We start from the raw sequence: 23,722 nt of genomic DNA, 5'->3' as shown, positions 1-23,722 counted from the left end.
ATGAACATCCCTACCGACCTGAAATACACCGAGTCCCATGAGTGGGTGCGCCGCGAAGAAGACGGTACCCTGACCGTCGGCATCACCGACTTCGCCCAGGACGCGCTCGGCGACATCGTGTTCGTCGAACTGCCGCAGGTCGGCAAGGCCCTGACGGCCGGCCAGGACGCCGCCGTGGTCGAGTCGGTGAAGGCCGCCAGCGACATCTACGCGCCGGTCGCCGGCACCGTCACGGAAGTCAATCAGGCCACCGCCGACGCGCCGGACTCGATCAATACCGACGCCTTCGCCGCCTGGCTGTTCAAGCTCAAGCCGACGGACGCCGGCGCCTACGACGGCCTGATGGACGCCGACGCCTACGGCAAGTCGACCGGCAACTGACCACGTTTGTCCCGCCGTACTGCGCACCGCTTGCGCAGTACGGCTTGTACCGGCACCGCGCATCCCCATCTCCGCTCTTTAGTCCCTCTATTTGGCCCTCACCATGACCCGCACCAGCCTCACCCAACTCGAAGCCCGCGATTCCTTCATCCCGCGCCACATCGGCCCGTCGACCGCCGAGGAAGCGGCGATGCTGGCCTGCCTCGGCTACCCGTCGCGCACCGCGCTGATCGATGCCGTCGTTCCCGCCAACATCCGCCGCAAGAACCAGCTCGACCTGGGCGAGTTCGTCGAGCCGCTGCCGGAACAGGCCGCGCTCGCCAAGCTGAAAGCCATCGCGTCGAAAAACAAGGTGATGAAGTCGGTCATCGGCCAGGGCTATTACGGCACCCACACGCCGCCGGTCATCCTGCGTAACATCTTCGAGAACCCGGCCTGGTACACCGCCTACACCCCGTACCAGCCGGAGATCTCGCAGGGCCGCCTGGAAGCGATCCTGAACTTCCAGCAGATGATCACCGACATGACGGGCATGGGCATCGCCAACTCGTCGATGCTGGACGAAGGCACGGCCGCCGCCGAGGCGATGACGCTGATCCAGCGCGTCGGCAAGTCGGCCTCGAAAGTCTTCTACGTCGCCGACGACGTGCTGCCGCAGACGCTGGAAGTGGTGCGCACGCGCGCCGAGCCGATCGGCGTCGAAGTGCGCACGATCGCCGCCGCCGACATCGAGAAATTGGAGAAGGGAACGCTTGAACTGAGCTGCTTCGGCGTGCTGCTGCAATACCCGGGCGTGAACGGCGAAGTGCGCGACTACAGCGCCGCCGTCGAAAAACTGCACGCGGCCGGCGCGATGGTGATCGTCGCCGCCGACCTGCTGTCGCTCACCATGCTGACGCCGCCGGGCGAATGGGGCGCGGACGTGGTCGTCGGTAACAGCCAGCGCTTCGGCGTGCCGCTCGGTTTCGGCGGCCCGCACGCCGGCTACCTGGCCACCCGCGACGAGTTCAAGCGCTCGATGGCCGGCCGCCTGGTCGGCGTCACCGTCGACGCCCAGGGCCAGCCGGCCCTGCGCCTGGCGCTGCAGACGCGCGAACAGCACATCCGCCGCGAAAAGGCGACCTCGAACATTTGCACCGCCCAGGTGCTGCTGGCCGTGATGGCCGGCATGTACGCGGTCTACCACGGCCCGGACGGCCTCACCCGCATCGCCCGCCGCGTGCACCGCATGACCGGCATCCTGGCCGCGGGCCTGCAGGGGATGGGCTACGAACTGGCGAACGCCACCTTCTTCGACACGCTGACGGTCAAGACCGACCGCGCCGCCGAGCTGCACGCCGCCGCGAACGAGCTTGGGGTCAACCTGCGCCGCGTCGACGACGCGCACGTCGGCCTGTCGCTGGACGAGACCACGACCCGCGAAGACGTCGCCCTGCTGTTCTCGATCTTCGCCAATGGCCAATCGGTGCCGGACGTGGAAGCACTGGACAAGGATGCCGGCGACGCCTTCCCGTCGACCCTGGCCCGCACCAGCGCCTTCCTGACCCACCCGACCTTCCACCGCTACCACGCCGAGCACGAGATGCTGCGCTACCTGCGCAGTCTGGCCGACAAGGATCTGGCGCTCGACCGCACCATGATCCCGCTCGGTTCGTGCACGATGAAGCTGAACTCGACCTCGGAAATGATCCCGGTCACCTGGCCCGAGTTCTCGAACATCCACCCCTTCGCGCCCGAGGAGCAGACCATCGGCTACCGCGAGATGATCGGCCAGTTGGAGGCCATGCTGTGCGCCGTCACCGGCTATGCCGCGATCTCGCTGCAGCCGAACGCCGGTTCGCAGGGCGAATATGCCGGTCTGCTCGTGATCCAGAAATACCACCAGGCGCGCGGCGAAGGCCACCGCAACATCTGCCTGATCCCGTCCTCGGCGCACGGCACCAACCCGGCATCGGCCAACATGGTCGGCATGCAGGTGGTCGTCACCGCCTGCGACGAGAACGGCAACGTGGATCTGGCCGACCTGAAGAAGAAGGCCGAGCAGCACAGCGCGAATCTGGCCTGCGTGATGGTCACCTACCCGTCGACCCACGGCGTGTTCGAGGAAGGCATCCAGGAACTGTGCGAGATCATCCACAGCCACGGCGGCCAGGTCTACATCGACGGCGCCAACATGAACGCGCTGGTCGGCGTGGCCGCGCCGGGCGCCTTCGGCGGCGACGTCAGCCACCTGAACCTGCACAAGACCTTCTGCATCCCGCACGGCGGTGGCGGCCCCGGCGTCGGCCCGATCGGCGTCGGCGCCCACCTGGCGCCGTTCCTGCCGAACCAGCGTTCGACCGGCTATGTGCGCGGCGAAGAAGGCATCGGCGCGGTCAGCGCGGCGGCCTACGGCTCGGCGTCGATCCTGCCGATCTCGTGGATGTACATCGCGATGATGGGCGCCGACGGCCTGACCAACGCCACCGAAACGGCCATTCTGAACGCGAACTACATCGCGCGCCGCCTGGCCCCGCACTATCCGGTGCTCTACACGGGCCACGACGGGCTGGTTGCGCACGAGTGCATCATCGACCTGCGTCCGCTGCAGGACAAGACCGGCATCTCGAACGAAGACGTCGCCAAGCGCCTGATGGACTTCGGCTTCCACGCGCCGACCATGAGCTTCCCGGTGCCGGGCACGCTGATGATCGAGCCGACCGAGTCGGAATCGAAGGTCGAGATCGACCGCTTCATCGAGGCGATGATCACGATCCACGCCGAGATCGTCAAGGTCGAGCGCGGCGAGTACGACAAGATGGACAATCCGCTCAAGGGCGCGCCGCACACGGCGGAAGTGGTGACGGCCGACGACTGGCAGCACACCTATTCGCGCGAAGTGGCGGCCTTCCCGGTGGCCTCGCTGCGCAAGAAGAAGTACTGGCCGCCGGTCGGCCGTGCGGACAACGTGTATGGCGACCGCAATCTGTTCTGCGGTTGCGCGCCGATTTCCGACTACGAATAATTGTCGGTAGGTGAATGAACGGCGGCGCGGGGAGCGATCCCGGCGCCGCCGTTTTTTTGGGGTGTGCCTTTGTGCGGGCTTCACGCGTGGGCTCGGAGAGCCCACCCTACGTTACGCATCGGTCTCGATCAAAAATGGAGCCCACGCGGTACACCGTTCGATCCGTCGAAACGCTAATTCCCCAAATCCCGCCGCGACGCCAAGCGCAAATGCGGCCGCGGCAGCTTCCTGCGCTCCACCTTCGGCGCGATGCTGGCGTCGCGCCGGCCATCCTTCAACACCTCTCGCATATCCGGCTCTGCCACGCTCGAGCTGCGCGGCGGCGGCTCCGGCGGCAGCACCGCCTCGTCGAGGCGGAAGGTCGCCACCGCGCGCGACAGGGTCAGGGCCTGCATCTGCAGGGTGCGCGCCGCTTCCGCCGCCTCTTCCACCAGGGAGGTATTGCGCTGGGTGACCTGGTCCATCTGCACGATCGCCTCGCTCACCTCTTCCAGCCCGCTGGCCTGCTCGGCGCTCGCGGAACTGATCTGATTGATGATGTCGCCCACCTGCTGCACCGACTCGGCGATCGTCGCCATGCTGCTGCCGGCCTGGGCGGCGAACGCGGTGCCGCCTTCGATCTCGGCCACCGACTGGTTGATCAGTTCGCGGATCTCGCGCGCCGCGCTGCCGGTGCGCAGCGCCAGCGAGCGCACCTCGCCCGCCACCAGTGCGAATTCGCGCCCGTGTTCGCCAGCGCGTGCCGCTTCCAGCGCCGCGTTCAATGCCAGCGTGCCGGTTTCCACTGCGATGGCGTCGATCTGCTGGGTGATCTCGGCCGCGCGGCAAGCGCTGCTCATCACGGAGGCCATGGTGGTGACCAGGCGGTCGGCCACGTTCTCGCCCTGCTGGGCGACGTTCGATGCCGATTCGGTAAGGCGGTTGGCGGCTTGCGCACTGTCGGCGGTGAGGTTGACGGTGGCGGCCAGTTCCTGCATCGAGGACGCCGTGTGTTCCAGCGAATTGGCGCGGAAGACGGCGCGCGTGGTCAGGTTCAGGTTGCCCAGCGCCAGGTCGCGCGAAGCCGAGCCGATCGACTGGGCCGACTGCAGGATGGTGCGCAGGGTGCCGTTCAGGTTGCGGATGCTCGCGTTCAGGGCGCGCGAGGTTTCCGCGATCTCGTCGTTGCCGTAGACCCGATCCTTGACCGTCAGATCGCCGCTGGCCAGGTCGACGGCGGCCGCGCCGATGCCGCGAATTTCGGAAAGCAGCGCGCGCCGTACCGCCACCGTGATGCGCAGCGAGACGCCGATCGCCAGCAGGATCACGCAGGGCATCAGCCAGGTCATCGCGCGAAAGTCGGCGGCGGCGCTGTTCGACGCCTGCTGCGACAGCATCTGTTCGAGCTGGGACAGCGCGTTCAGGCGCTGGGCCACGTCGGCGAAGGCGCTTTCGGCCTTGCTCATGGCGTTGGCGCTGATCGACTGGTCGTCGCGCGCCAGTTCGATCACGTCGCGCACCGCCTGGATGTAGCGGGCATAGGCCGTGGCGGCGCCGTCGACGTAGCGGCGCTCGTCGCCGTTGGGCGGCGTCATGCCCGCCAGCCGCTGCAGGCCGGCGGTGGTCAGCGCATGCTGGCGGTGGATGTCGCGGATCAGCGGCTCGATCCGGCTCTTCGGGAAGCTGCCGCCGATCCAGCTTTGCAGCTGGTAGATCTCGGCATGCCCGCGCTGCGCCGAGAACACCAGGTCGCTGGCGGCGCGCATGTGGGCGGCGCGCCTGCCGACGATGTCTTCGAGCGAGGCGTTCTGGCGCACCATCGCGTACCAGGCGCCGCAGGACAGCAGCACCAGCAGCACCAGCACGACACCGGGAGCCAGCAGGAGTTTGGGGCCGATCTTCAGGCGTGACAGCATCTCAGCGCTCCTCGGCTAGGTAGAAAGATGCGGGATGAATGGCCGCGGCGGGGAAACGCTGGTGCATGATCATGGAGCCCTCGCAAAGTCGAGAATGCGCGATATTTCTTTAACGCATTCGACCAATCTACGGCATCGTCCCGGGCGCACCCTTGCGCGAGATCAACACCCTCCAGCCGAGCGGGCGAAAAAGCTGCCAGGGCAAGGCGCATCGTCGAAGACAGTACGCTAGTACGGCGAGACGCATGCAACGCAGCCATGGCGGCTTGTTCGCCCGCTCGCAGGTGGACAATTGCAGACAGGTCGGCCAAACTAATGCCATGAAGATCGCCGTCCAACTGGCCCGGCACCGGCGCCTGGTGGCGTGGGTCGGTCTGTCCCTCTTGCTGCACCTGCTGGCCCTGGCATCGTTGGATGTCCTGATCGCGCCGCCGGCGCCCGCTATCGGCGCACCGTTTGCCCTGCGCCTGGTGCGCGAGCGGCCGCCGGCTACGCAAGCGAGCGCGCAGCCAAGCGCAGCGAGGCCCGAGGCCGTACCGGAACCCGAGCAAACGCCCCCCGCCCTGCCCCCGATGCGCCCCGTCCTTCCCGCCGCCGCCACGACGGCCGACGCCTCCCCGCGTCCCGCGTCCGCCACGCCCGGCGCCGCACCGCTGCAGATGCCCGGCCGCTACCGCGTGCGCCTGCCCCCGTCCGCGCGTCTGCGCTATGCCGTCACGCGCAGCGCGCCCGGCCAGCCGGCCCTGAGCGGAGAACCGGCGCAGCTGGTCTGGGAGTCGGACAACGGTGCCTACCGCCTGCGCCTCGACGGCGTGCTAGGCCAGCTCGAGAGCGAAGGCGGCGAGGACGATGCCGGCATCGCGCCGCGCCAGGCCAGCGAACCCGGCCCGGCAGGCGGCACGCGCGCGACACGTTTCAATCGCGAGGAACGGCGCATCGAACACGCGGGACTGGGGGCGAGCGAGCCGCTGACGCTGGGCAGCCAGGATCGGGGATCCGCCTTGATGCAGCTGGCAGCGATCGGCCTGGCCGAGCCGGATCAGGTACAGGATACGATCGACCTGGTGGTCGCCGACAGCGGCGGCGCGCGCATCGTGCGCTGGCAGGTGGCGGGCCACGAGCAGCTGGCCACGCCCGCCGGCGTCCTCGCCGCCGTGCGGCTGGTGCAGCTCGCACCCGCCGGCCAGGCCCGCGTCGAACTCTGGCTCGCGCCCGAACGACACTGGCTGCCGGTGCAGTTACGGGTGACGCAGCCGGACGGCACGGTCGAAAGTCAAACCGTCACGAACATCGAAATGTAGGCAGCGCGCTCAGAAGTTCATTTCCAGCGTCGTGCGCAGCTTCGGTCCTTCGGGATACAGGAAACCGCGCTTCTCGACGCCGCTCGCCGGGTCGGCATAGCTGGCCTCGAAGTGGTTATCCTCGCCCAGCAGGTTCGCCACGGCCACGCGCAGTTGGATCTTCGGATTGAACTTCCACAGCGCATAGGTCTCGAGGTCGGTGCGCGCATGGCTGTAGAAGCCGCGGTTCGCGGCGACCCGCACCGGCCCGCCACGCCGGTGCGCCAGGCTGGCGCCGGCCGATAGCGCGCCCGACGTGTAGTCGATGCCCAGGTTCGCCGTCAGCGGCGTCTGCTGCTCCATGCGGTTGTCCGGCCCCGGTACCGACGCCACGCGCGACCAGTTGCGGCTGACCCCGGCGCGCAGGTCGATCGCGGGCGCCCCCTCGACCAGTGCCGCCAACGGGAACTTGGTCTCTATGTCGAGCGTGCGCACGGCGGCGCGGTCTTCGTTAAAGGGCGTGAAGATCCAGCGCATGCCGTCGAAATAAATGCGGTTGCTGGTGTAGTTGTCGATGCGGCGCAGCGTCGTGCCGACCGAGACCATCGCGCCTTCGGCCCAGTAATGCTCCCAGGCCGCGTCGACGCCCCAGGCCAGTTCCGGCCGCAGGGCAGGATTGCCCTGGAAGTCGGGTTCGGTGGGGCTGTTGTTTTCCCAGGCGTTGCGGCGCGGGACGAGGCTGTACAGATCCGGCGCCTTGTAGGTGCGGCTGAGCGCGAGGCGCAGCTGGTGGCTGCTCTTCTCACTGTCCGTTCCCGGCAGCTTCCACAAGGTTTGCAGGATCGGACTGAACACGTTCGAGCGCACCCGGGTCGGCGCGACCGTGTTGCCGCTGACGCGCGTGCGCACGCCTTCCCAGCGCGCGCCCAGGTAGAGCGACCACGCCGGTGTCAGCGTCCATTCGTCCTGCGCGTAGACGGCGGCGCGCGCGACCCGCGCCGTGAAATTCTCCACGGGCGGCTGGCCGGGCGGCAGCACCCGGATCGCATCGTATTCGGCGCGCAGGTCGCGGCTGTCGTTCAGGCCCGCATCCCAGCCCAGCGCCAGCACGTGGCCGCCGCCGAACGCGCGCGTGTATTTGCCGGTGCTGCCGGCGCCCTTCGCGTCGGATTCGTTGCGCACGCCGCCCTCGGCGGCGGGGCGGCCGGCGCCGTCGATGCCGCTGCGCCGCTCCAGGGTCTCGCGGCGCGTGCGCTCGACGCCGAGCTTGGTCTCGAGCCTGGCCTGCGAAGCCAGTGCGCGCGTCCAGCGCAGGTCGGACTTGAGCATGCGGTCGTCGAATTCGCCGCGCGTGACCAAGTCGGGCACCGGCGGCGGGTCGCCGACCGTGGTTGCGATCACGCCATGACCGAGGTTACGAAAACTGCTGCCATTGGCGACGCTGTCCCATTCGAGGCTGTCGCCGTTCTCCAGCGTCCACTTGAACTGGGGCGCGAGGTTCAGCCGGTTCATGCGCCCGTCCTCGCGCGTCACTAGGTTGCGGCGCATGTCGATGATGCCGTCGGGCCGGGTATTGATCTGGTAGCCCGTCCATTCCCGCCCCAGCTTGTCGTGGTTGCCGCTGAGGGCGAGCGACCAGGACGCACGTTCGCCGCGGTCGGCCAGCTGCGCGCTGAAGTAAGGCCCGCGGAAGTCTTCCGACAGCAGATAACCAAGCTTCGCTTCGCGCTCGCGCTTGCGGATCTTCTTGCGCAGTACGAGGTTGATGGTGCCGGCCACCGACTCGGTCGAGAATTCGGCCGTCGCCGTGCGCAGCACCTCGATCCGCTCGAGCATCTCGGGCGAGACCGATTCGAGCGTGAAGCCGGCCGGCGCACGCTCGCCATTGACCAGCACCTGGGTGTAGCCGCCCCCCAGCCCGCGCATCCGTACTTCGGTGCTGCGACCCGACCCCGTGGTCACGGTCACGCCGGGAATGCGCTTGAAGACATCGAACACGCTGGCGTCGCCATAGCGCTCGATCTCCTCGCGGCCGATCACGAACTTCGACGCCGTATCGTCGCGGCGCGGGTCGTAGGCGGCTGCCCCTCCTCTGACTTCGACCTGTGCCATCCCTGGCTCGGTGGCCGCCTGCTGGGCAAACGCGGGCGCGGTCAGCCCGGCCATGAGGGCGGCCAGGTAGCGAGGTCGAAGCAGATGCATGAATTGATCTCCAATCGTTTATTCGTCTTGTGCGAACAACTATATGCCAGCGATGAGCATAAAGGAAATATTTTAGAGAATTATTTTTTGCTAGCATATAGCAATATGAAATGCCGGCTTGAGGATATCCGCGTGAATGCGCCGGCGCTGGGCGAAAAAAAAAACGGACCCACGTTAACCGTGAATCCGTCCGGAACAGCGTTGGAGCGAGGCTGCTTAGTCGAGCTTGGCCGCGTGCTCGCGGGTCGCGTGGAAGGTCAGCTTTGGCCAGCGTTCCTGGGTTAGGCGCAGGTTCACGCCCGAGGTCGCGAGATAGGCCAGGTTGCCGGCCGCATCATAAGCCACGTTGTGGCCGAGCTGGGTTTCGAAGTCGGCCAGCGACTTCTTGTCGCTCGAGGACACCCAGCGCGCGCTGCTGATGCTCGAGCTCTCGAAGACGGCGTCGACGCCGTATTCATTGAGCAGGCGGCTCGCCACGACTTCGAACTGCAGCACGCCGACCGCGCCCAGGATCAGATCGGAGCCCAGCACCGGCTTGAAGACCTGCACCGCGCCCTCTTCGCCCAGCTGCTGCAAGCCCTTGTGCAGCTGCTTCATCTTCAGCGGATTGCGGATGCGCACCGTGCGGAACAGATCCGGCGCGAAGTACGGAATGCCGGTGAAGGTCAGCATCTCGCCTTCCGAGAAGCTGTCGCCGATCTGCATGTTGCCGTGGTTCGGCAGGCCGATGATGTCGCCCGCGTAGGCTTCCTCGACCTGTTCGCGCGAGGAGGCCATGAAGGTCACCACCGACGACAATTTGACTTCGCGGCCCAGGCGCAGGTGCTTGACCTTCATGCCCTTTTCGAAACGCCCCGAGCACACGCGCAGGAAAGCGATGCGGTCGCGGTGGGCCGGATCCATGTTCGCCTGAATCTTGAAAACGAAGCCGGTGAACTTCGGTTCGCTCGGCTCGACGGCGCGCACGGTGGCGTCGCGCTCGCGCGGGCCCGGCGCCCAGTCGACCAGGGCCGAGAGGATCTCGCGCACGCCGAAGTTGTTGATGGCCGAGCCGAAGAAGACCGGCGTCTGCACGCCCGACAGGAAGCGCTCCAGGTCGAACGGGTGGCTGGCGCCGTGCACCAGTTCCACTTCCATTTTCAGCTGCTCGATCTCGAGCGGGAACATCTCGGCCAGCTTCGGATTGTCGATGCCCTTGATGATCTCGAAGGCGCCGTCGGCCTTTTCCTCGCCCGCCTTGAACAGCATGATGGTGTCGTTCAGGAGGTGGTAGACGCCGCGGAAGTTCTTGCCCATGCCGATCGGCCAGGTCACCGGCGCGCACTCGATCTTCAGCACCGATTCCAGTTCGTCCAGCAGTTCGAGCGGATCGCGCGTTTCGCGGTCGAGCTTGTTCATGAAGGTGACGATCGGCGTGTTGCGCATGCGGCAGACGTCGAGCAGCTTGATGGTCTGCGCTTCCACGCCCTTGGCCGCGTCGATCACCATCAGCGCCGAGTCGACGGCGGTGAGCACGCGGTAGGTGTCTTCCGAGAAGTCCTGGTGGCCGGGGGTGTCGAGCAGGTTGATGACGTGGTCGCGGAACTCGAACTGCATCACCGAGGACGCGACCGAAATGCCGCGCTGCTTCTCGATGTCCATCCAGTCGGAGGTCGCGTGGCGACCGCTCTTGCGGCCCTTGACGGTACCGGCGAGCTGGATCGCGCCCGAGAACAGGAGCAGCTTTTCGGTCAACGTCGTTTTACCGGCGTCGGGGTGGGAAATGATGCCGAAGGTGCGGCGGCGCGCTACTTCGCGCGCGATCGCGGCGGGTGCGCGGGTCGTGGCGGAAGCGCTGGCGTCGGCGGACTCGGTGCCGGCGACGTCGTTGGCGAGGATGTCAGGATCGTTGGACATAGTCGAGCCCCATTGGCCCAGATGAAGAAAACCCTCGATTTTACCGATTCCGGCGCCGCTCGTGTGAACTGAATCTCGGCTGCGCAATGCGGCCGGACGGGGCGCTACCACCCTCGCCCGGCCGCATTGGATCCCGTCCGCCCGGATTATTCGCGCACGCGGCGCCAGCCGCCGCGCTTGGCCGGCGCCGAGATGGCCGCGTGCACGGCCGAGTCGCCCACGGTGCCGTCGGCGTAGGTGGTCACCCGGCGCGCGTTGCCCTTCGGGAGGGTGATGAAGGTGTCGCCGACGGCGGCCGCCGAATTCGACAGGGTCTGGCCGGCGATCATGACCGGGCCGCTGGTGCCGTCGACCGTGATCGAGGTCAGCGGCTCGCCGGTGCAGATGTTCACCTGGTAGGCATTGCTGGTACCGCCCACCTTGCAGCTCGACGAGGAGCTCGGCGTGTTCGTCACCACGTTCAGGCTGCCGTAGATGATCTGCGGATCGAGGTTGACGCGCTCGCCGGCGTTCAGGTTGAAGTCGACGTACCAGCCCTGCTGGGTGTTGAGGTCGATCGGCACGCCGTTGATCGTGTAGGCGGTGCTGGTGCCCTGCACTTTCGCCAGGCTCTGCTTGGCCATGTTCGAGGCGCCGCGCCACTGGGCCGCGCTGATCGGCAGGCCGGTGTCCTTCAGCACATAGGTGCTCTGCACGTCGGTGTTGCCGACGTCCGGCAGGTCGAGCAGGCGTCCGGTGCCGAAGGCGACCACGCGGTGCAGCGTGCTGGTCTCGGTGCCGTCCGCGGCCACGCCGCTGACCTGGCACATGGTCACGTCGGGGCGGGTCGTGATCGGCTGCTTGACGCCGGCGTCGCCCATCTTGACCAGCTTCGGCGAGCCTTGCGCCGTGAAGTCGAAGCGCCACATCTGGCCGAGGTTGTCGCCGCCGTAGACATAGGTCACCAGCGGATCGGTATGCGGATTGTTCGAGATCGCCGTGATGCGTGCGAAGCCCGAGGGCGTGGTGGTGTCGCCCGAACCGGTGCCCAGTTTCGAGAGCACCCGGCCGCTGGCGATGTCGACCACGTACAGAAAGCCCTTGCCGCTGCCGCCGGCGACGCCGTCCGTGCCCGGCACGTTGTTATAGCCCGAGCTTACGAAGGCGACCCAGCGCTCGACGCCGGCGCCATCCTTCCAGGTGCCGATCTGGGCGCTGCCGAAGGTGAGGCCGATGTCGGCGTCGAGGTTGTCGCCGCTGCAGACGGTGGCGTCGGCGCACAGTTCCCACAGCGCGGACGGGTTCTCCGGGTCGGTGACGTCGAGCGCGTAGTAGCCGCGCCCGCCCGCGTTCAGGCCGGCCACCAGCACCGAGCGCCACTGGCCGCCGATTTTCACGTCCGCCACTTCGGGCGAGCCGTCGACCGTGAACTGGTGGCTGGTCGAATAGGTGGTGCTGGCCTGGGCGTACAGCTTCTTCATCGTGATGCGCGGCGCATAGGCCCACATCTCCTCGCCCGTCGCGGCGTTAAAGGCGTGCAGCATGCCGTCATTGGCGCCGACGAACACGGTCGGCTGGCGGTCGGTGTGCTCTTCCTTGAAGTCGGCGTACGGCTGGTCGGTGTAGAGCTTACGCGGATCGCGCTGGTAGGCCGGCTTTGACGAGGCGATATCGCCCAATACGATCGGCAGCGGCCCCGCGGCGCCGGCCGGGATATGGCCGGTCTTGGTATAGGCGCGCAGCAGGACGTCGTTGGCGTGCTGCTGCTGGCCGCGCAGCCAGTTGACGATGTTGGCGCCGCTGTCGACGATCTTGCGCTCGGCCGTGCTCAGGGTCGCGCATTGCGACAGCGAGCTGCACTTGTTGTCGAACCAGCTGCGCTCGAGGGTGCTCATGGCCGTGTAGCTGAAGTCCTTCAGACCGCCGTCCTCGACGTCGAGCATCAGGATGCGGCGCGTGTCGCCGGCTGCGTCGACCTTCAGGCCGACGGTGTCGGAGGAACTCCAGGTCGCCTTCGGCAGCACCGCGCCGGTGACGATGTCGATCTTCTTGCCCTGCAGCTCGCCGTACCAGCGCACGGTGGTGAAGGTGGCGGCGAAGATGTCGTTGTCGGCTTGCGAGATGTTCGGCGTCGAGGTGGCCGCCGCGGCGGCGGCGCCGATGCGGATCTCGATGTTGGAGAGCGCCGCGCGCAGGCCTTCGATCACCTGCAGCGGTTCGGAGGCGCTGAAATACTTGCCGTGGCCGTTGATGGCCGCATGCCAGAGGTCGTCGACGCGCGACTGGTAGGTGGCGCCGCCCGAATTGTCCTCGGTGCTTGGGTTCGGCCAGACATAGGTGCCGCCGCCGTTCCACGGGCAGCCGCTGGCGCCGGTGATCAGCTTGTAGAAGTCGCTGCCGGGTCTCGGCGCCGTGTCGTATTTCGGGTCGTAGGTCATGAGGCCGTCCACGCCCAGGCCGAGCGTGTAGGTGTTCATGTGCAGGCGCGTGTTTTCGCCGGCGGCCGCGGCCACCAGGCCGTCCGGGTCGTTCCAGTTCTCGAGCGAGGGGCGCAGCGAAGTCACCGTGTCGTTCGAGCCGCCGTTGTACCAGTACAGGGCGATGTCGGCCAGCGAGTTGCCGACCTGGGCGCGCGGGTCGACGCAGCCGGTGCCGCGCGCGCAGAAGCGGGCCGTGCTCTCGACGTTGTCGTTGTTGACGACATCGGCGGCGGCGGCGCCGTTCCAGTAGCCGTCGGTGGTGACGAAGGTGAAATTCTGCTGGCACGGGAACTGGATCACCTCGTTGCCGGCCGAGTAGTTATAGGGCGAACGGTTCGCATACATCTTGCCGATCGCATGCAGCGCCTGGCGGATCGGGGTCGAGCCGCTCGGCGACATGCCATACAGGGCGCTGTACCAGGCGGTGCGGGTCGAGCCGGTGAAGGGTTTGGGCGCCTTCATCGTGCCCTCGGCTGCGGCCACCGACAGCGCCACGATGCCGACGTTGTAGTTGTCGCCGATCGGCTGGAAGGCCTGGCCGACGGCCGTCTTCATCATCTGGTTGCGCGTCTTGTAATACGCGTACCAGTTGGCGAAGTTGGTCATCTCCTCGTCGTAGGTGCAGGCGGCGCCCGCGCAGTCGGTGCGCGCAGCCACCTTCGGATAGCTGGTGCGGGTCGACACGATGTCGGTGCGCACGAACACGGAGGCGCCGAGCGGCGTCACGCCGGTGGGCACGCCGTCGGTCATGCCGGTGCTGGCGCCGAAACTCAGATAGGTCGTGCCGCTGGCCGAATTGTTCGAGAGCGAACCGAGCGCGATGTTGTCGCCATCGGCATCGAGCGAGGTTGTGACCAGGCAGACGACATTGCTGGCGGCGGCCGCGCACAGCGGCGACACACTGTTACCGCCGGTGTAGGCCTTGATGCTGCCGCCGGTACCGATCTTGTTCTTGATCGCCGTCGCCACCGCGCTGGCGTTCACGCCGCGCGAGAAACTGAGGCTGCTCGAGAACAGCTGCACGCCGCCGAAACTCAGGCCGCCGAGCACCTGGGTCTTGCTGGGATTGGTGCTGCCACCCACGGTCAGCAGCGCCGTCACCGAGCTGCCCGAGTTGACGACCAGGTCGCGTCCGGCGCGGCTGCCGTCGGTGACCAGGGTGCAGGGGCCGACCGCCTTGCTGGTGGTGTTGGCCGGGCAGCTGATCGGCACGACCGCCACCACGCTGTTGCTGTCGAGGGTGATGCCGAAGCTCGAGCAGGCCGGCACGCCGCTGACGCTCGGCGTGCGCACGCAGGCCGTGTACTGTGCGGCCAGGCCTGTCCTGGCGATGATGGACGCGGCCAGCGCGTTGGCGACGGCAGCCTGCTTGGTTGCGGTATTGGTGCCGCTGCTGGCGGTGACGGCGGCATTGGTCAAGGTGAAGGTGCCGTTCGGCTCGACCACGGAGACGCTGTCGATGCGCATCGACGTGGCGTAGCCGGAAGCGCCGATCGCGATGGTGCCGTACCAGTCGGGATTACGGTTCGGGTCGGAGAAGCGCGGATACTTGAAGTTGCCGACGTACTTGGCCTGGCAGTTGGTCAGCGCGCGGCTGTCGCACCAGCGCACGCGCGCCGGTTCCGGGTAACCTGCCGGGGCCGGGGCATTCACGGCCGTGACGCGGCAATTGGTCAGGGTCGAATCGGTGCAATACTCGGCGACGTTGATCGTGTAGTAGTAAGGGTTGGCGGTGAAGCTCTGCGCCGTGGTGCGCACGTCGTTCGGATAGGCGTAGCCGCTGGTGTTGTAGCCGCAGCTGCCGTTGGCGTCGCACCAGCGCAGGTCGGGAAAGCCCGTCACCAGGTTGGTCTTGTCGACGTTGTTACCCAGCAGGTCGGTGTTGTCGACGTTGAAGGCGTCGGTCGTGACCGCCGTCCAGCCGGTGGTATAGGCGCGCGTCATCGATTCGAAGGGCACGCCGGCGCTCGTCACCGGCGGCAGGTAGCGCACCTTCGGGTTGTAGTACTGCTTGTTGAAGTCGGCGGCGGCGAATGGCGGGTCGCCGATGCGGCAGCTGCGGGTGCCCCCGGCCATCGTCGCGCGCGAGCGGCAGGTGCTGGTATCGTCCACGTAGTCGGGCGTGAAGGTGCTCGTCATCGAGCCCGAGTTATCGTAGAGGAGCATCAGGTTCGGCTTGACGGTGCCGGAGCCGGTGATGTTCAGCAGCGGCAGCTGGGAGATGCCGGTCGGCGCCGCATGGGCGAGCGGTGACAGGAGCACCAGCAGCAGCGGGACAAACAGGGAAAGAAGACGATTCATGCTGTTTCCGTTTCGTGGGCCTCGGGCCTGGGGCCCGGTTCGGTGCACGGCGGCGTCAGCCGCCGATCAGCACCACCATCTGGTTGACGACGTTGCCGCCGCGCGCGCCGTTCATGCGCGCGGTGATCAGGTAGTGCACGCGCGGCACGTCCGCATAGCGCGCCGTCGTGATCGCCATGCTCGCGCCCAGCGCCAGCGGCGCGCCCTTGGCGGACGGGTTGTCGCTGGTCTGGACGCAGGAGTTGTTCTTGTCGTTGTAGGGCAGCGGCCGGTCGCACATGCGGTGGATGACGTATTCGACGCGCTGGTTAGCCACCGTGACGATGCGCGAACCGGCCCAGAAGCCGGGCGCGCGCACGCTCAGGGTCGTATCGTAGCTGGCGTTGTAGCCGCCGGTTCCGACGTTGGTGTCGAGCAGTGCCTTCTTCGACAGCGAGGTCGCGCGCAGCCACTGGTAACCCTGGTGCAGGCCGTAGTCCACGGCGCGGCTCTGGGCCGAATCGTAGGCCAGGTTCGAGGCCGTCAGGGTCGTCGTGTTGCTCGACTTGAGCAGGTAGATGCTCGAGACCAGCATCACCGCCAGGATGATCAGCATCACCGGCAGCGCGATGCCCGCCTCGGAGCGAACAGGTGGTTTCATCATGGGCTTCATCATGGCTTCCAGTCCGCGTTGCGCAGCGCGACCACGGTTTCGAAGACGCGGTAGCGGTAGCAGCGCCAGTCGGTGCTGTCGTTGGCGACGGCGACATCGACGGCCATCGATACCGGCGCCACGCCCGCGGGCTCGGCGCTGGCGAACACGGTCGGCCGGCTCGCGGTGCTGGTGCAGGTTCGGCCCGCGGCGGGACGCTCGCGCGTCTTGCTGCGCGCGACCACGGCGATGCGCAGGGCCGCGATATGTTCGTAGTCGCCGGCGCTGCCGGTCACGCCGTCGGCATCGGCGTCGATCATCGTCGGCGACCAGCTGCCCACGCGCAGGCCGGTGCGGTTCGCAAACGCGCTGCCCGTGCGCGTATCGAAGCCATATTGGGCCTTGATCGAGACGATGTTGTCGGCCACCGTCGCCGGCGCCGCGCCGGCGCCGGCCATGTCGGTTGCACGCAGGCGCAGGAAGCCGTTGTTCACCGACCAGGTGTGCAGCGACAGCGAGGCGGCCGGCCCGAGGTTGAAGACGCGCGCCTTGCTGCCCTTGAAGTTCGTGCCCAGCTCGCCTCTGTTGTAGCGGAAGTTGGCGCCGCCGGCGACCATCACGAAGGTCTCGGTGCCGGGCGTGCGCGAGATCTGCGCCAGCGCGCAGTCGTCCGTCCTGTCCTCGGGCGCGACCACGACCACGTCGCCTTCCTTGAAGCCGTAGGCCTGGCGGTCGGTGTTCAGGCGCGTGCCGCCGATGTAGTCGGTGACCACGCGCAGGGTGCCGGTGCCGGTCAGGGAGCTGCCCGAATACAGCGAGATGAGGTCGGGCGCGCTGCCGTTCGACTCGATGATGGCCGGCGCCAGCGGGCGCGCCGTGCCGGCGCCGCGCGGCGCCTGGGCCAGCATGTAGCCGGCGTTGTCGGCGAAGCGGGTATTGCAGCCGACCAGGATCGGGTCGTTCAGGCCGAAGCCGGCCTGCTGGGCGTCGCCGCTGATCGAGAACATCGCCAGCATCCCGTTCTGCATCGAGTCCGAGCCGCCCAGCGCCGACTGCTTGCTCGACTCCGAACCCGTGATCAGGCGCGTGGCGAAGATCAGCGCCAGCAGGCCGATGGCCACGCTGACCAGCAGCTCGACCACCGAGAAGCCGCGCGCGTGCATTCGTGTCATTCGCATGCCCTTTCCTCTCCTAGATCCAGGCACGCAGGGTGTGCGTGTTCTTCGCGTCGCCCGCCTTGCGCTGCCAGCTTATGGCGATCGTCACGTTCGACGGCGCGTTGACGCCGCCCGCGGCGACCGTCACCACCACCTGCGCGCCGGGGATGTTCTTGCGGGTCGCGCCATACCAAGGCGCCAGGCGCGCGCCGGGCGTGCCGCCGGCAGCCAGCGCATACGAGGTCAGGCTGCCCGGATCGGCAGCCATCACGCCCAGCAGGCGTTCGGCGGCGATGGTCGCTTCGGCGCGCATGCCGGCTTCCGACAGCGCCGAGTAGGCCCGCGCCTGCAGGCCGATGGTGCCGAGCAGGCCGATGGCCAGCAGCACGGCCGCGATCAGCGCTTCGAGCAGCGCGACGCCGCCCTGGCGGCGCTTGAGACTGGACATGCGGATCGATTTCATGGCGGGCACCTGTGGGGATCGCTGCTGGCGACCTGCGGCTTGCAGCGGATGGCATTGCCGGCCAGGGTCAGCACGACGGCCGTCTCGGCCGCGTCCTTGGCGTGCTTGCCGGCCGGCGCCAGGCCGATGCGCTCGAGGCGCGGATTCATGGCCGGGTCGACCCAGCCAAGCGGCGTGAAATACACGGAGCGTGCATCGTCCGGCCCGGCCGTCGGCGCCAGTTCGGCCACCGGCGGCAGCGCGTCGGCGCGCCGCAGCAGCGACTTGAAGCCGCTCACGCCTTTCGGGTCGCGCGTGGCGGCCGTGGTCGTCGTCGACCAGTTGGCGCTGCCCTCGTCGCAAGGCTCGTCCGAACGCGGGAAGCAGATGTCGATGCGCCAGTCGAACTGGCCGTTAGTCGGGTTCGTGCTCAGCACGAGGCGGCTGGTGCCGTTCTGGGTCAGCGCCTGGTTGCGCGCCATGGCGAAGCCTTCGGCATAGAACTGGCCGGCGCCGGCGACCTTGCTGGCATACAGCCAGGCGCTCATGCGCGGCATGCCGATCGAGAGCACGATGCCCAGGATCGCGAGCGCGACCATCGCCTCGATCAGGCTGAAGCCGCGTGCGGCGCGGCGCATCGCGTGCGTCACCCGCTGCACTTGCCGCCCTTGTCGCGCACCCAGCAGCTGGTGCTGGTCGTCCAGCCGCTCGGCACGCCGGTCGTGGCGCGCGAGCCGTTCTGGTCGATCGTGAAGACGAAACCGGCCGCCGCATTCTTGCCAGTGGCGGTGACCGTGTAGGTGCTGTCGTTGGCGTCGGCCAGGGAGAAGGTGAAGTTCTCGGTATTGGCCGGCATGTTGGCGAAGCCGGTGTAGGTGTTCGTGTTGGCCCAGTGCTGTTCGGCCGCCGGCTGCACGCCCGCCAGGCCGGAATAGGCGTCGGTCAGGCGCGTGCGCAGGATGTAGCTGCCGTAGGTCGGCACGGCGATCGCAGAGAGGATGCCGACGATGACGACCGTGATCATGAGTTCGATGAGCGTGAAGCCAGCCTGCGTTTTCATGTCGGTTCCCGAGGATGAGGCATGGCGCAGGGAGCGCATCACGCCGGAAATAAAAGTTGCCTTGGGAGAATAATACCGCAGCAAGCTTGCATTACCCTGAGGAAATGCTGACGGGAAGCTGACAATCGCGCGGCGTGCGCTTCAGGGAAAGGCGACGGTAAACAGCGCGCCGCCGCCCGGCGCATCGGCGAGGCTCAGCTCGGCGCCATGTAGGTTGGCGATGTCGCGCACGATGGCCAGGCCCAGGCCGCTGCCGTGGGTTCCTTCGTCCAGGCGCACGAAGCGCTCGAACACCTGTTCGCGCAGGTGGGCCGGGATACCGGGGCCGTTGTCCTCGACCCGCAGCAGGCTGCCGCCGCCGGCCAGCGCGGCGCAGCCGACGGTGACGCGCCCGCCGCGCGGCGTGTAGCGCAGCGCGTTGTCGACCAGGTTGTCGACCAGGTCGCGCAGCAGGAAGCGGTCGCCGTCGACGATGGCCCGCTCGAGTTCGAAGCCGAGGTCGATGTCGCGGCTGGCCGCCTGTTCGACGAACCCCTGGATGCTGCCGGCCACCAGTTCGGCCAGGTCGAGCGGCGCCAGGCGGGCGCGCGCGAAGCGGTTCGGCTCGGCCCGCTCGAGCGACAGCAGCTGGTTGGTTTGGCGGATCATGCGCTCGTTTGCGCTCAACATCAGGTCGACCGAGCGGCGCGTTTCCGGATCCTGCGCATGGCGCGCGGCCAGCCATTCGAGCTGCAGGCGCAGCCCGGCCAGGGGCGTGCGCAGCTGGTGCGCGACGTTGGCGCGGAAGTCGTCCTGGGCGCGGGCGCCGGCGGCGATCCGGCCGAGCAGCGCGTTGAAGGCGTCGACCACCGGCAGCAATTCGCGCGGCATGGCGCTGTCGTCGAGGGGCGCGAGATCGGTGCTGCCGCGCGCGTCGAGGCGGGCGCGCAAACGGGCCAGCGGCGCCAGGCCGTTCCCGACCGAGAACCAGACCAGGCCCACCAGTGCCAGGCTGAATAGCACTTCGAGCAGCACCAGCGAGCGCACGATGGCCGCTTGCACGCCCTGGCGCGCGCGCGTGGTGCGCGCCACGCTCAGGCGCTGGCCGTTCGATGCGGGCACCTCGGCGACGGCGACGCGCACGGCCTCGCCGGCCAGGCGCGCGTCCCCCATGCCGATGCGGCGCGGCGCCGCCAGCAGCGGCGAACCGGCCAGCAGCCGGCCGTCCCCATCGTGCAGGGCGGCCCAGTTCGACTCGCCCTCGCCCGCGTCGACGCCGGCCGCCGCCAGCGCCGATGGGCCGCCGGCGCGCACGCGCGCGGCCAGGGCGGCGGCGTCCAGGCGCAGGCCTTCGTCGAACGCGAGCTGGGCGGGCGTCCAGGCCAGCACATAGGTCAGGGCCGCGGCGCCCAGGTTGACGACCAGGATCGGGCCGACCAGCCACTTCAGCAGCCGGATACGGATGCTGGGAAGTCCGGTCATGCGTCCGGCGCGGCTTCCAGCAGGTAGCCGAAACCGCGGATGGTGCGCAGGGCCAGGCCAGCGCCCTCGAGCTTGATGCGCAGGCGCGAGACATAGACTTCGACCGCGTTCAGGGTCAGGTCTTCGCCCCAGGGCGCGATAGTGTCGATGATCTGCTGCTTCGAGACCACCCTGCCCGCTTGCTGCAGCAGGTATTCGAGCACCGCCCATTCGCGCGCCGACAGTTCCAGCGCGCGCTCGCCGATGCGGGCGCGCCGCGCGCTCGAGTCGAACACCAGCTTGCCGAGCGTAAGAACTCCCGTCTTCGGCGCGTTGCGGCGCGCCAGCGCGCGGATGCGCGCCACCAGTTCCGGGGTGGCGAAAGGCTTGACCAGGTAATCGTCGGCGCCGGTCTCGAGGCCGCGCACCCGGTCTTCGACGGCGTCGCGCGCAGTGAGCAGCAGAACGGGAGTGGCGTCGCCGCGCGCGCGCAGGCGGCGCACGACTTCGAAGCCGTCGATGCCGGGCAGGCCGATGTCGAGCACGGCCACTTGCGGGGGATTACGCTGCAGCTGGAGGTCGGCCTGGAGGCCGTCGGTGGCGAGTTCTACCTGCATTCCGTGGCCCTGCAGGGTGCGGGTCAGGCCGTCGGCGAGGACGGCATCGTCTTCGACGAGCAGGACATGCATGAGTAGGAGGAAAAAAAATGGTTGCGAACGCAGCCATTATGGGGGAAATCCTTGCGCTGCCGCCAAAAAAGCCCTGATTTTTGGCATCTTTCCCAGTAGGACTGGACTGACACGACACCATGCATACTGCCTACACGGGGGCAACCCCTAATCTTATGTTCGGCAACAGACGGAAGCCTTATCGTACACACATCGCGATTGAGACATTTACAACAAAGTCTCCGACCAAGATTCCAAGATCGCACTCCATGCAGCAAGTCAGATAAGAGGACAGAAAATGAACAACGCTCAACTCGGTGGTGTCACGCAAAAAACACAATCGGTCAACCAGCTTCTTTCGACCAAAGAGGATATCAAAGCGGCGTCCCGTCCAGTTGTCAGTTTCAGCGGCACCCAGCAAAACGAATTGCTGGCCGCCCTTCCCCGCCAAGACCTGGAAACCCTGTTCGAACACCTCGAACTGGTGCCTATGCCATTCGGCAAGGAATTGTTCGAGTATGGCAGCAAACTGGAATACGTGTATTTCCCGACGACTTCAATCGTGTCGCTGCTGTACGTAATGGAAGACGGCGCCACCACCGAGATCGCCGTTGTCGGCCATGAAGGCGTGGTCGGCGTGTCGCTCTTCATGGGCGAGCGCGCCATGTGCAGCGCCGTGGTGCAAAGCGCCGGCTACGGCTATCGCCTGAAAACCCAATACCTGCGCGACGCCTTCAACCGCGGCGGCGCCCTGCCCCAGCTACTGATGCGCTACACCAACGCGCTGTTCGCCCAGATGGCCCAGAACGCCGTCGGCGGCCGCCACAGCTCGATCGAACAGAAGCTGTGCCGCTGGCTGCTCGACCGCCTGGACCGTTCGCCAGGCAACGAGCTGAAAGTGACCCAGGAACTGATCTCCATCATGCTCGGCGTGCGCCGCGAAAGCATCACGGCCGCCGCCGGCAAGCTGCAGGACGAAGGCCTGATCCAGTACCGCCGCGGCAACATCACCGTGCTCGACCGTGCTGGCCTGGAAGAATATGCGGGCGAATGCTACAAGGTCGCCAAGACCGAATACGACCGCCTGCTGATGGACGTGGCGCGCTGATCGATCGAAGCATCAGACGTAGGGTGGGCGGCTCCACCTTACCGTCCGAGTTAAGACGGCCTACGCGCCGCTCACGTGTTCAACGCCCGCTTGCCTGGCGCTAAACCTTACGAAGCCGAGCAAAGTTTCACGCAGCACACTTCCCCAGATCGTCGTGACCCACCGCCGGCACCACCGGCGATGGGATCGGCGGCACCGCGACGCCCTCCGCCGCTGCCGCTGCCGCTGCCGCCGCGGGAATCCACGCACGCACGCAAGTTCCCACACCGTTCACGCCGCGCTCGACATCGAGCTTCCCGCCCAGCAGCAAGGCACGTTCGCGCATGCCCAACAAGCCGTGCGACTTCGAGCGCGTGAGCGCATCCGGTGCGATGCCGACGCCGTCGTCCGTCACTTCCAGCGCCAGCGTTCCGTCTTCGCGCGCCAGGTGCACGATCACGCTGCTCGCACGCGCATACTTGGCGATGTTGTTGAGCGACTCCTGCACGATGCGGAACAGCGCGATCGCATGCATCGGCCCGACGCTGTCGACCTCGCCGTCGATCAGCACATCGCAGTCGAGGCCGGTGATGCGGGCGTAATCCTCGCAATAGCTCTGCAGGGCCGCGGCAAGTCCCAGGTTGTCGAGCAGGCTCGGGCGCAGGTCTTCGACGATGCGGCGTTTCAGCTGCACGGTGTCGACCAGGGTGGCGCGGGCGCGCCCCAGCATCATGGCCAGTTCGGGATGGCTGGTGCGCAGTGCTTCGCCGACGGTGGCTAGATCCATGCCGATCGCCGTCAGATTCGCGCCCATTTCGTCGTGCAGTTCGCGCGCCAGCCGCGACTTTTCTTCTTCCGAGACATGGATCAGGTGACGCGACAGCACCGACAGCTGTTCGGTACGGCGCGCAACGGTCGACTCGAGCTCTTCGTTGGCAACCTGCAGAGCCAGTTCGGCGCGGGCGCGCGCGGCGAAGCTGCGCTGCACCAGCTGATAAAACAGGAGCAGCACCATGATGGCGGCCGCATTGATGCCCAGTCCCAGGATCACCGCATGACGGTACTGGTCGTAGAAGGCGGCGCTGCGCGCGGTCAGCAATTCGTTCTGTTCGCTCAGCATGATCACAACCTGGAGGCGGATCTCGTCGCTGTCACCGTCCGAGGGCGCGCCGGTGATGGTGAGGATTTCCTTCAGCCCGCCGTCGCGGTAGATGGTCAGCGCCTCGTTCATCATGCGCAGCTGGTGTTCGACGAGCGCACGCAACTGGACGAGGTTCTTTTGCTGCGAAGGATTGTCGGCAAGCAGCGTGCTCAGTTTGCGCAACTGATCGTCGATACGGGCCGGAGCGCTCTGCACCGTGCCCAGATAGCTGGAGGAACCCGAGAGGAAATAGGCGCGCAGGTTGCTTTCCGCATCGGTGACGAGCAGGTTCAGGTGCTGCAGCTCATCCGTTACTTTCGCGGTCTGGTCTTGCAGGGAATTGGCCGCCTTCATGCCGTCCAGGTTGCGCAGCAGGCTGATGCCGTTTACCAGCAGAATCGCCACCACGGCAAAGCACAGGAGCGTCTTGTAGAGAGGGAGCGAGCGCACGCGCATGGAGCGGGGGTCGGTGGAGAAGTACATCTGCTGGGTTCCTTTCGGCAACTTACCGCACCGGGCAGATTATAGTCCCTGTAGGACATTAATGCACCGCAGCAATTTCGTTGTGTAGGAGGGATAAGACAGATGTGCGGCTTGTCGCCGGCCCCGTTACTTTTCCGATCACAGATTAACGGAGGGGCGGAGGTCGCGCGGTGACGCTCGGGCGGCGGAACCGCC

Annotated in this window: 16 protein-coding genes; 4 read left to right on the top strand and 12 right to left on the bottom strand. The window is 67.2% G+C overall.

Annotated features, from left to right (window positions below):
- Both gcvH and gcvP read left to right on the top strand, forming a co-directional pair.
- Entirely contained in the window at window positions 1–381 is a 381-nt protein-coding gene (gene gcvH / locus ASF77_RS03680) for a glycine cleavage system protein GcvH (RefSeq protein ID WP_056334520.1), read from the top strand.
- A gap of 103 nt (window positions 382–484) precedes the next feature.
- Window positions 485–3,385, top strand: coding sequence for an aminomethyl-transferring glycine dehydrogenase (gene gcvP, locus ASF77_RS03675; RefSeq protein ID WP_056336341.1), 2,901 nt, complete (start codon window positions 485–487; stop codon window positions 3,383–3,385).
- Window positions 3,386–3,558: 173 nt separating this feature from the next.
- Here gcvP and ASF77_RS03670 read toward each other — a convergent pair whose 3' ends face one another.
- Complete coding sequence (locus ASF77_RS03670) at window positions 3,559–5,280, bottom strand: methyl-accepting chemotaxis protein (protein ID WP_082493531.1); 1,722 nt, start codon at window positions 5,278–5,280, stop codon at window positions 3,559–3,561.
- 320 nt (window positions 5,281–5,600) lie between these two features.
- Here ASF77_RS03670 and ASF77_RS03665 point away from each other — a divergent pair, with 320 nt between their 5' ends.
- A complete protein-coding gene (locus ASF77_RS03665; protein WP_162244821.1) occupies window positions 5,601–6,581 on the top strand; it encodes a DUF3108 domain-containing protein in 981 nt (326 codons plus the stop codon).
- 9 nt (window positions 6,582–6,590) lie between these two features.
- Here ASF77_RS03665 and ASF77_RS03660 read toward each other — a convergent pair whose 3' ends face one another.
- From ASF77_RS03660 to ASF77_RS03615, 10 genes are all read right to left on the bottom strand, one after another.
- Entirely contained in the window at window positions 6,591–8,762 is a 2,172-nt protein-coding gene (locus tag ASF77_RS03660) for a TonB-dependent siderophore receptor (protein WP_082493530.1), read from the bottom strand.
- 216 nt (window positions 8,763–8,978) lie between these two features.
- On the bottom strand, window positions 8,979–10,658 hold the full coding sequence (locus tag ASF77_RS03655) for a peptide chain release factor 3 (protein WP_056334512.1): 1,680 nt from the start codon (window positions 10,656–10,658) through the stop codon (window positions 8,979–8,981).
- A 146-nt stretch (window positions 10,659–10,804) separates the two neighbouring features.
- Window positions 10,805–15,418: a pilus assembly protein gene (locus ASF77_RS03650; protein WP_056334508.1), complete on the bottom strand. Its 4,614-nt coding sequence runs from the start codon at window positions 15,416–15,418 to the stop codon at window positions 10,805–10,807.
- Between the two features lie 55 nt (window positions 15,419–15,473).
- The gene (locus tag ASF77_RS03645) at window positions 15,474–16,058 is read right to left on the bottom strand and encodes a hypothetical protein (protein ID WP_229445218.1); all 585 of its coding nucleotides are present in this window, start codon (window positions 16,056–16,058) and stop codon (window positions 15,474–15,476) included.
- An 11-nt stretch (window positions 16,059–16,069) separates the two neighbouring features.
- Complete coding sequence (locus tag ASF77_RS03640) at window positions 16,070–17,227, bottom strand: PilW family protein (RefSeq protein ID WP_056334505.1); 1,158 nt, start codon at window positions 17,225–17,227, stop codon at window positions 16,070–16,072.
- Between the two features lie 13 nt (window positions 17,228–17,240).
- A complete protein-coding gene (locus tag ASF77_RS03635) occupies window positions 17,241–17,669 on the bottom strand; it encodes a hypothetical protein (RefSeq protein ID WP_056334503.1) in 429 nt (142 codons plus the stop codon).
- Window positions 17,666–18,286, bottom strand: coding sequence for a Tfp pilus assembly protein FimT/FimU (locus tag ASF77_RS03630; RefSeq protein WP_056334501.1), 621 nt, complete (start codon window positions 18,284–18,286; stop codon window positions 17,666–17,668). The genes ASF77_RS03635 and ASF77_RS03630 overlap by 4 nt, the downstream gene beginning before the upstream one ends.
- An 8-nt stretch (window positions 18,287–18,294) precedes the next feature.
- Complete coding sequence (locus tag ASF77_RS03625; RefSeq protein ID WP_056334498.1) at window positions 18,295–18,708, bottom strand: type IV pilin protein; 414 nt, start codon at window positions 18,706–18,708, stop codon at window positions 18,295–18,297.
- A gap of 141 nt (window positions 18,709–18,849) precedes the next feature.
- Window positions 18,850–20,169: an ATP-binding protein gene (locus ASF77_RS03620; protein WP_056334496.1), complete on the bottom strand. Its 1,320-nt coding sequence runs from the start codon at window positions 20,167–20,169 to the stop codon at window positions 18,850–18,852.
- On the bottom strand, window positions 20,166–20,837 hold the full coding sequence (locus ASF77_RS03615) for a response regulator transcription factor (RefSeq protein ID WP_056334493.1): 672 nt from the start codon (window positions 20,835–20,837) through the stop codon (window positions 20,166–20,168). Before ASF77_RS03615 ends, ASF77_RS03620 begins: the two co-directional genes overlap by 4 nt.
- Before the next feature lie 277 nt (window positions 20,838–21,114).
- On the opposite strand from ASF77_RS03615, the gene ASF77_RS03610 reads away from it, so the two are divergent.
- Entirely contained in the window at window positions 21,115–21,924 is an 810-nt protein-coding gene (locus ASF77_RS03610) for a Crp/Fnr family transcriptional regulator (RefSeq protein WP_056334488.1), read from the top strand.
- Window positions 21,925–22,051: 127 nt separating this feature from the next.
- Here ASF77_RS03610 and ASF77_RS03605 read toward each other — a convergent pair whose 3' ends face one another.
- On the bottom strand, window positions 22,052–23,527 hold the full coding sequence (locus ASF77_RS03605; protein ID WP_082493529.1) for a CHASE3 domain-containing protein: 1,476 nt from the start codon (window positions 23,525–23,527) through the stop codon (window positions 22,052–22,054).
- Window positions 23,528–23,722: the final 195 nt, after the last annotated feature.

Origin of the sequence: Massilia sp. Leaf139, from assembly GCF_001424165.1 — a bacterium.
Taxonomy (GTDB): Bacteria; Pseudomonadota; Gammaproteobacteria; order Burkholderiales; family Burkholderiaceae_D; genus Telluria.
The sequence above is the reverse complement of the archived record's forward strand: the minus strand, read 5'-3'. Positions and strand labels throughout refer to the sequence as shown.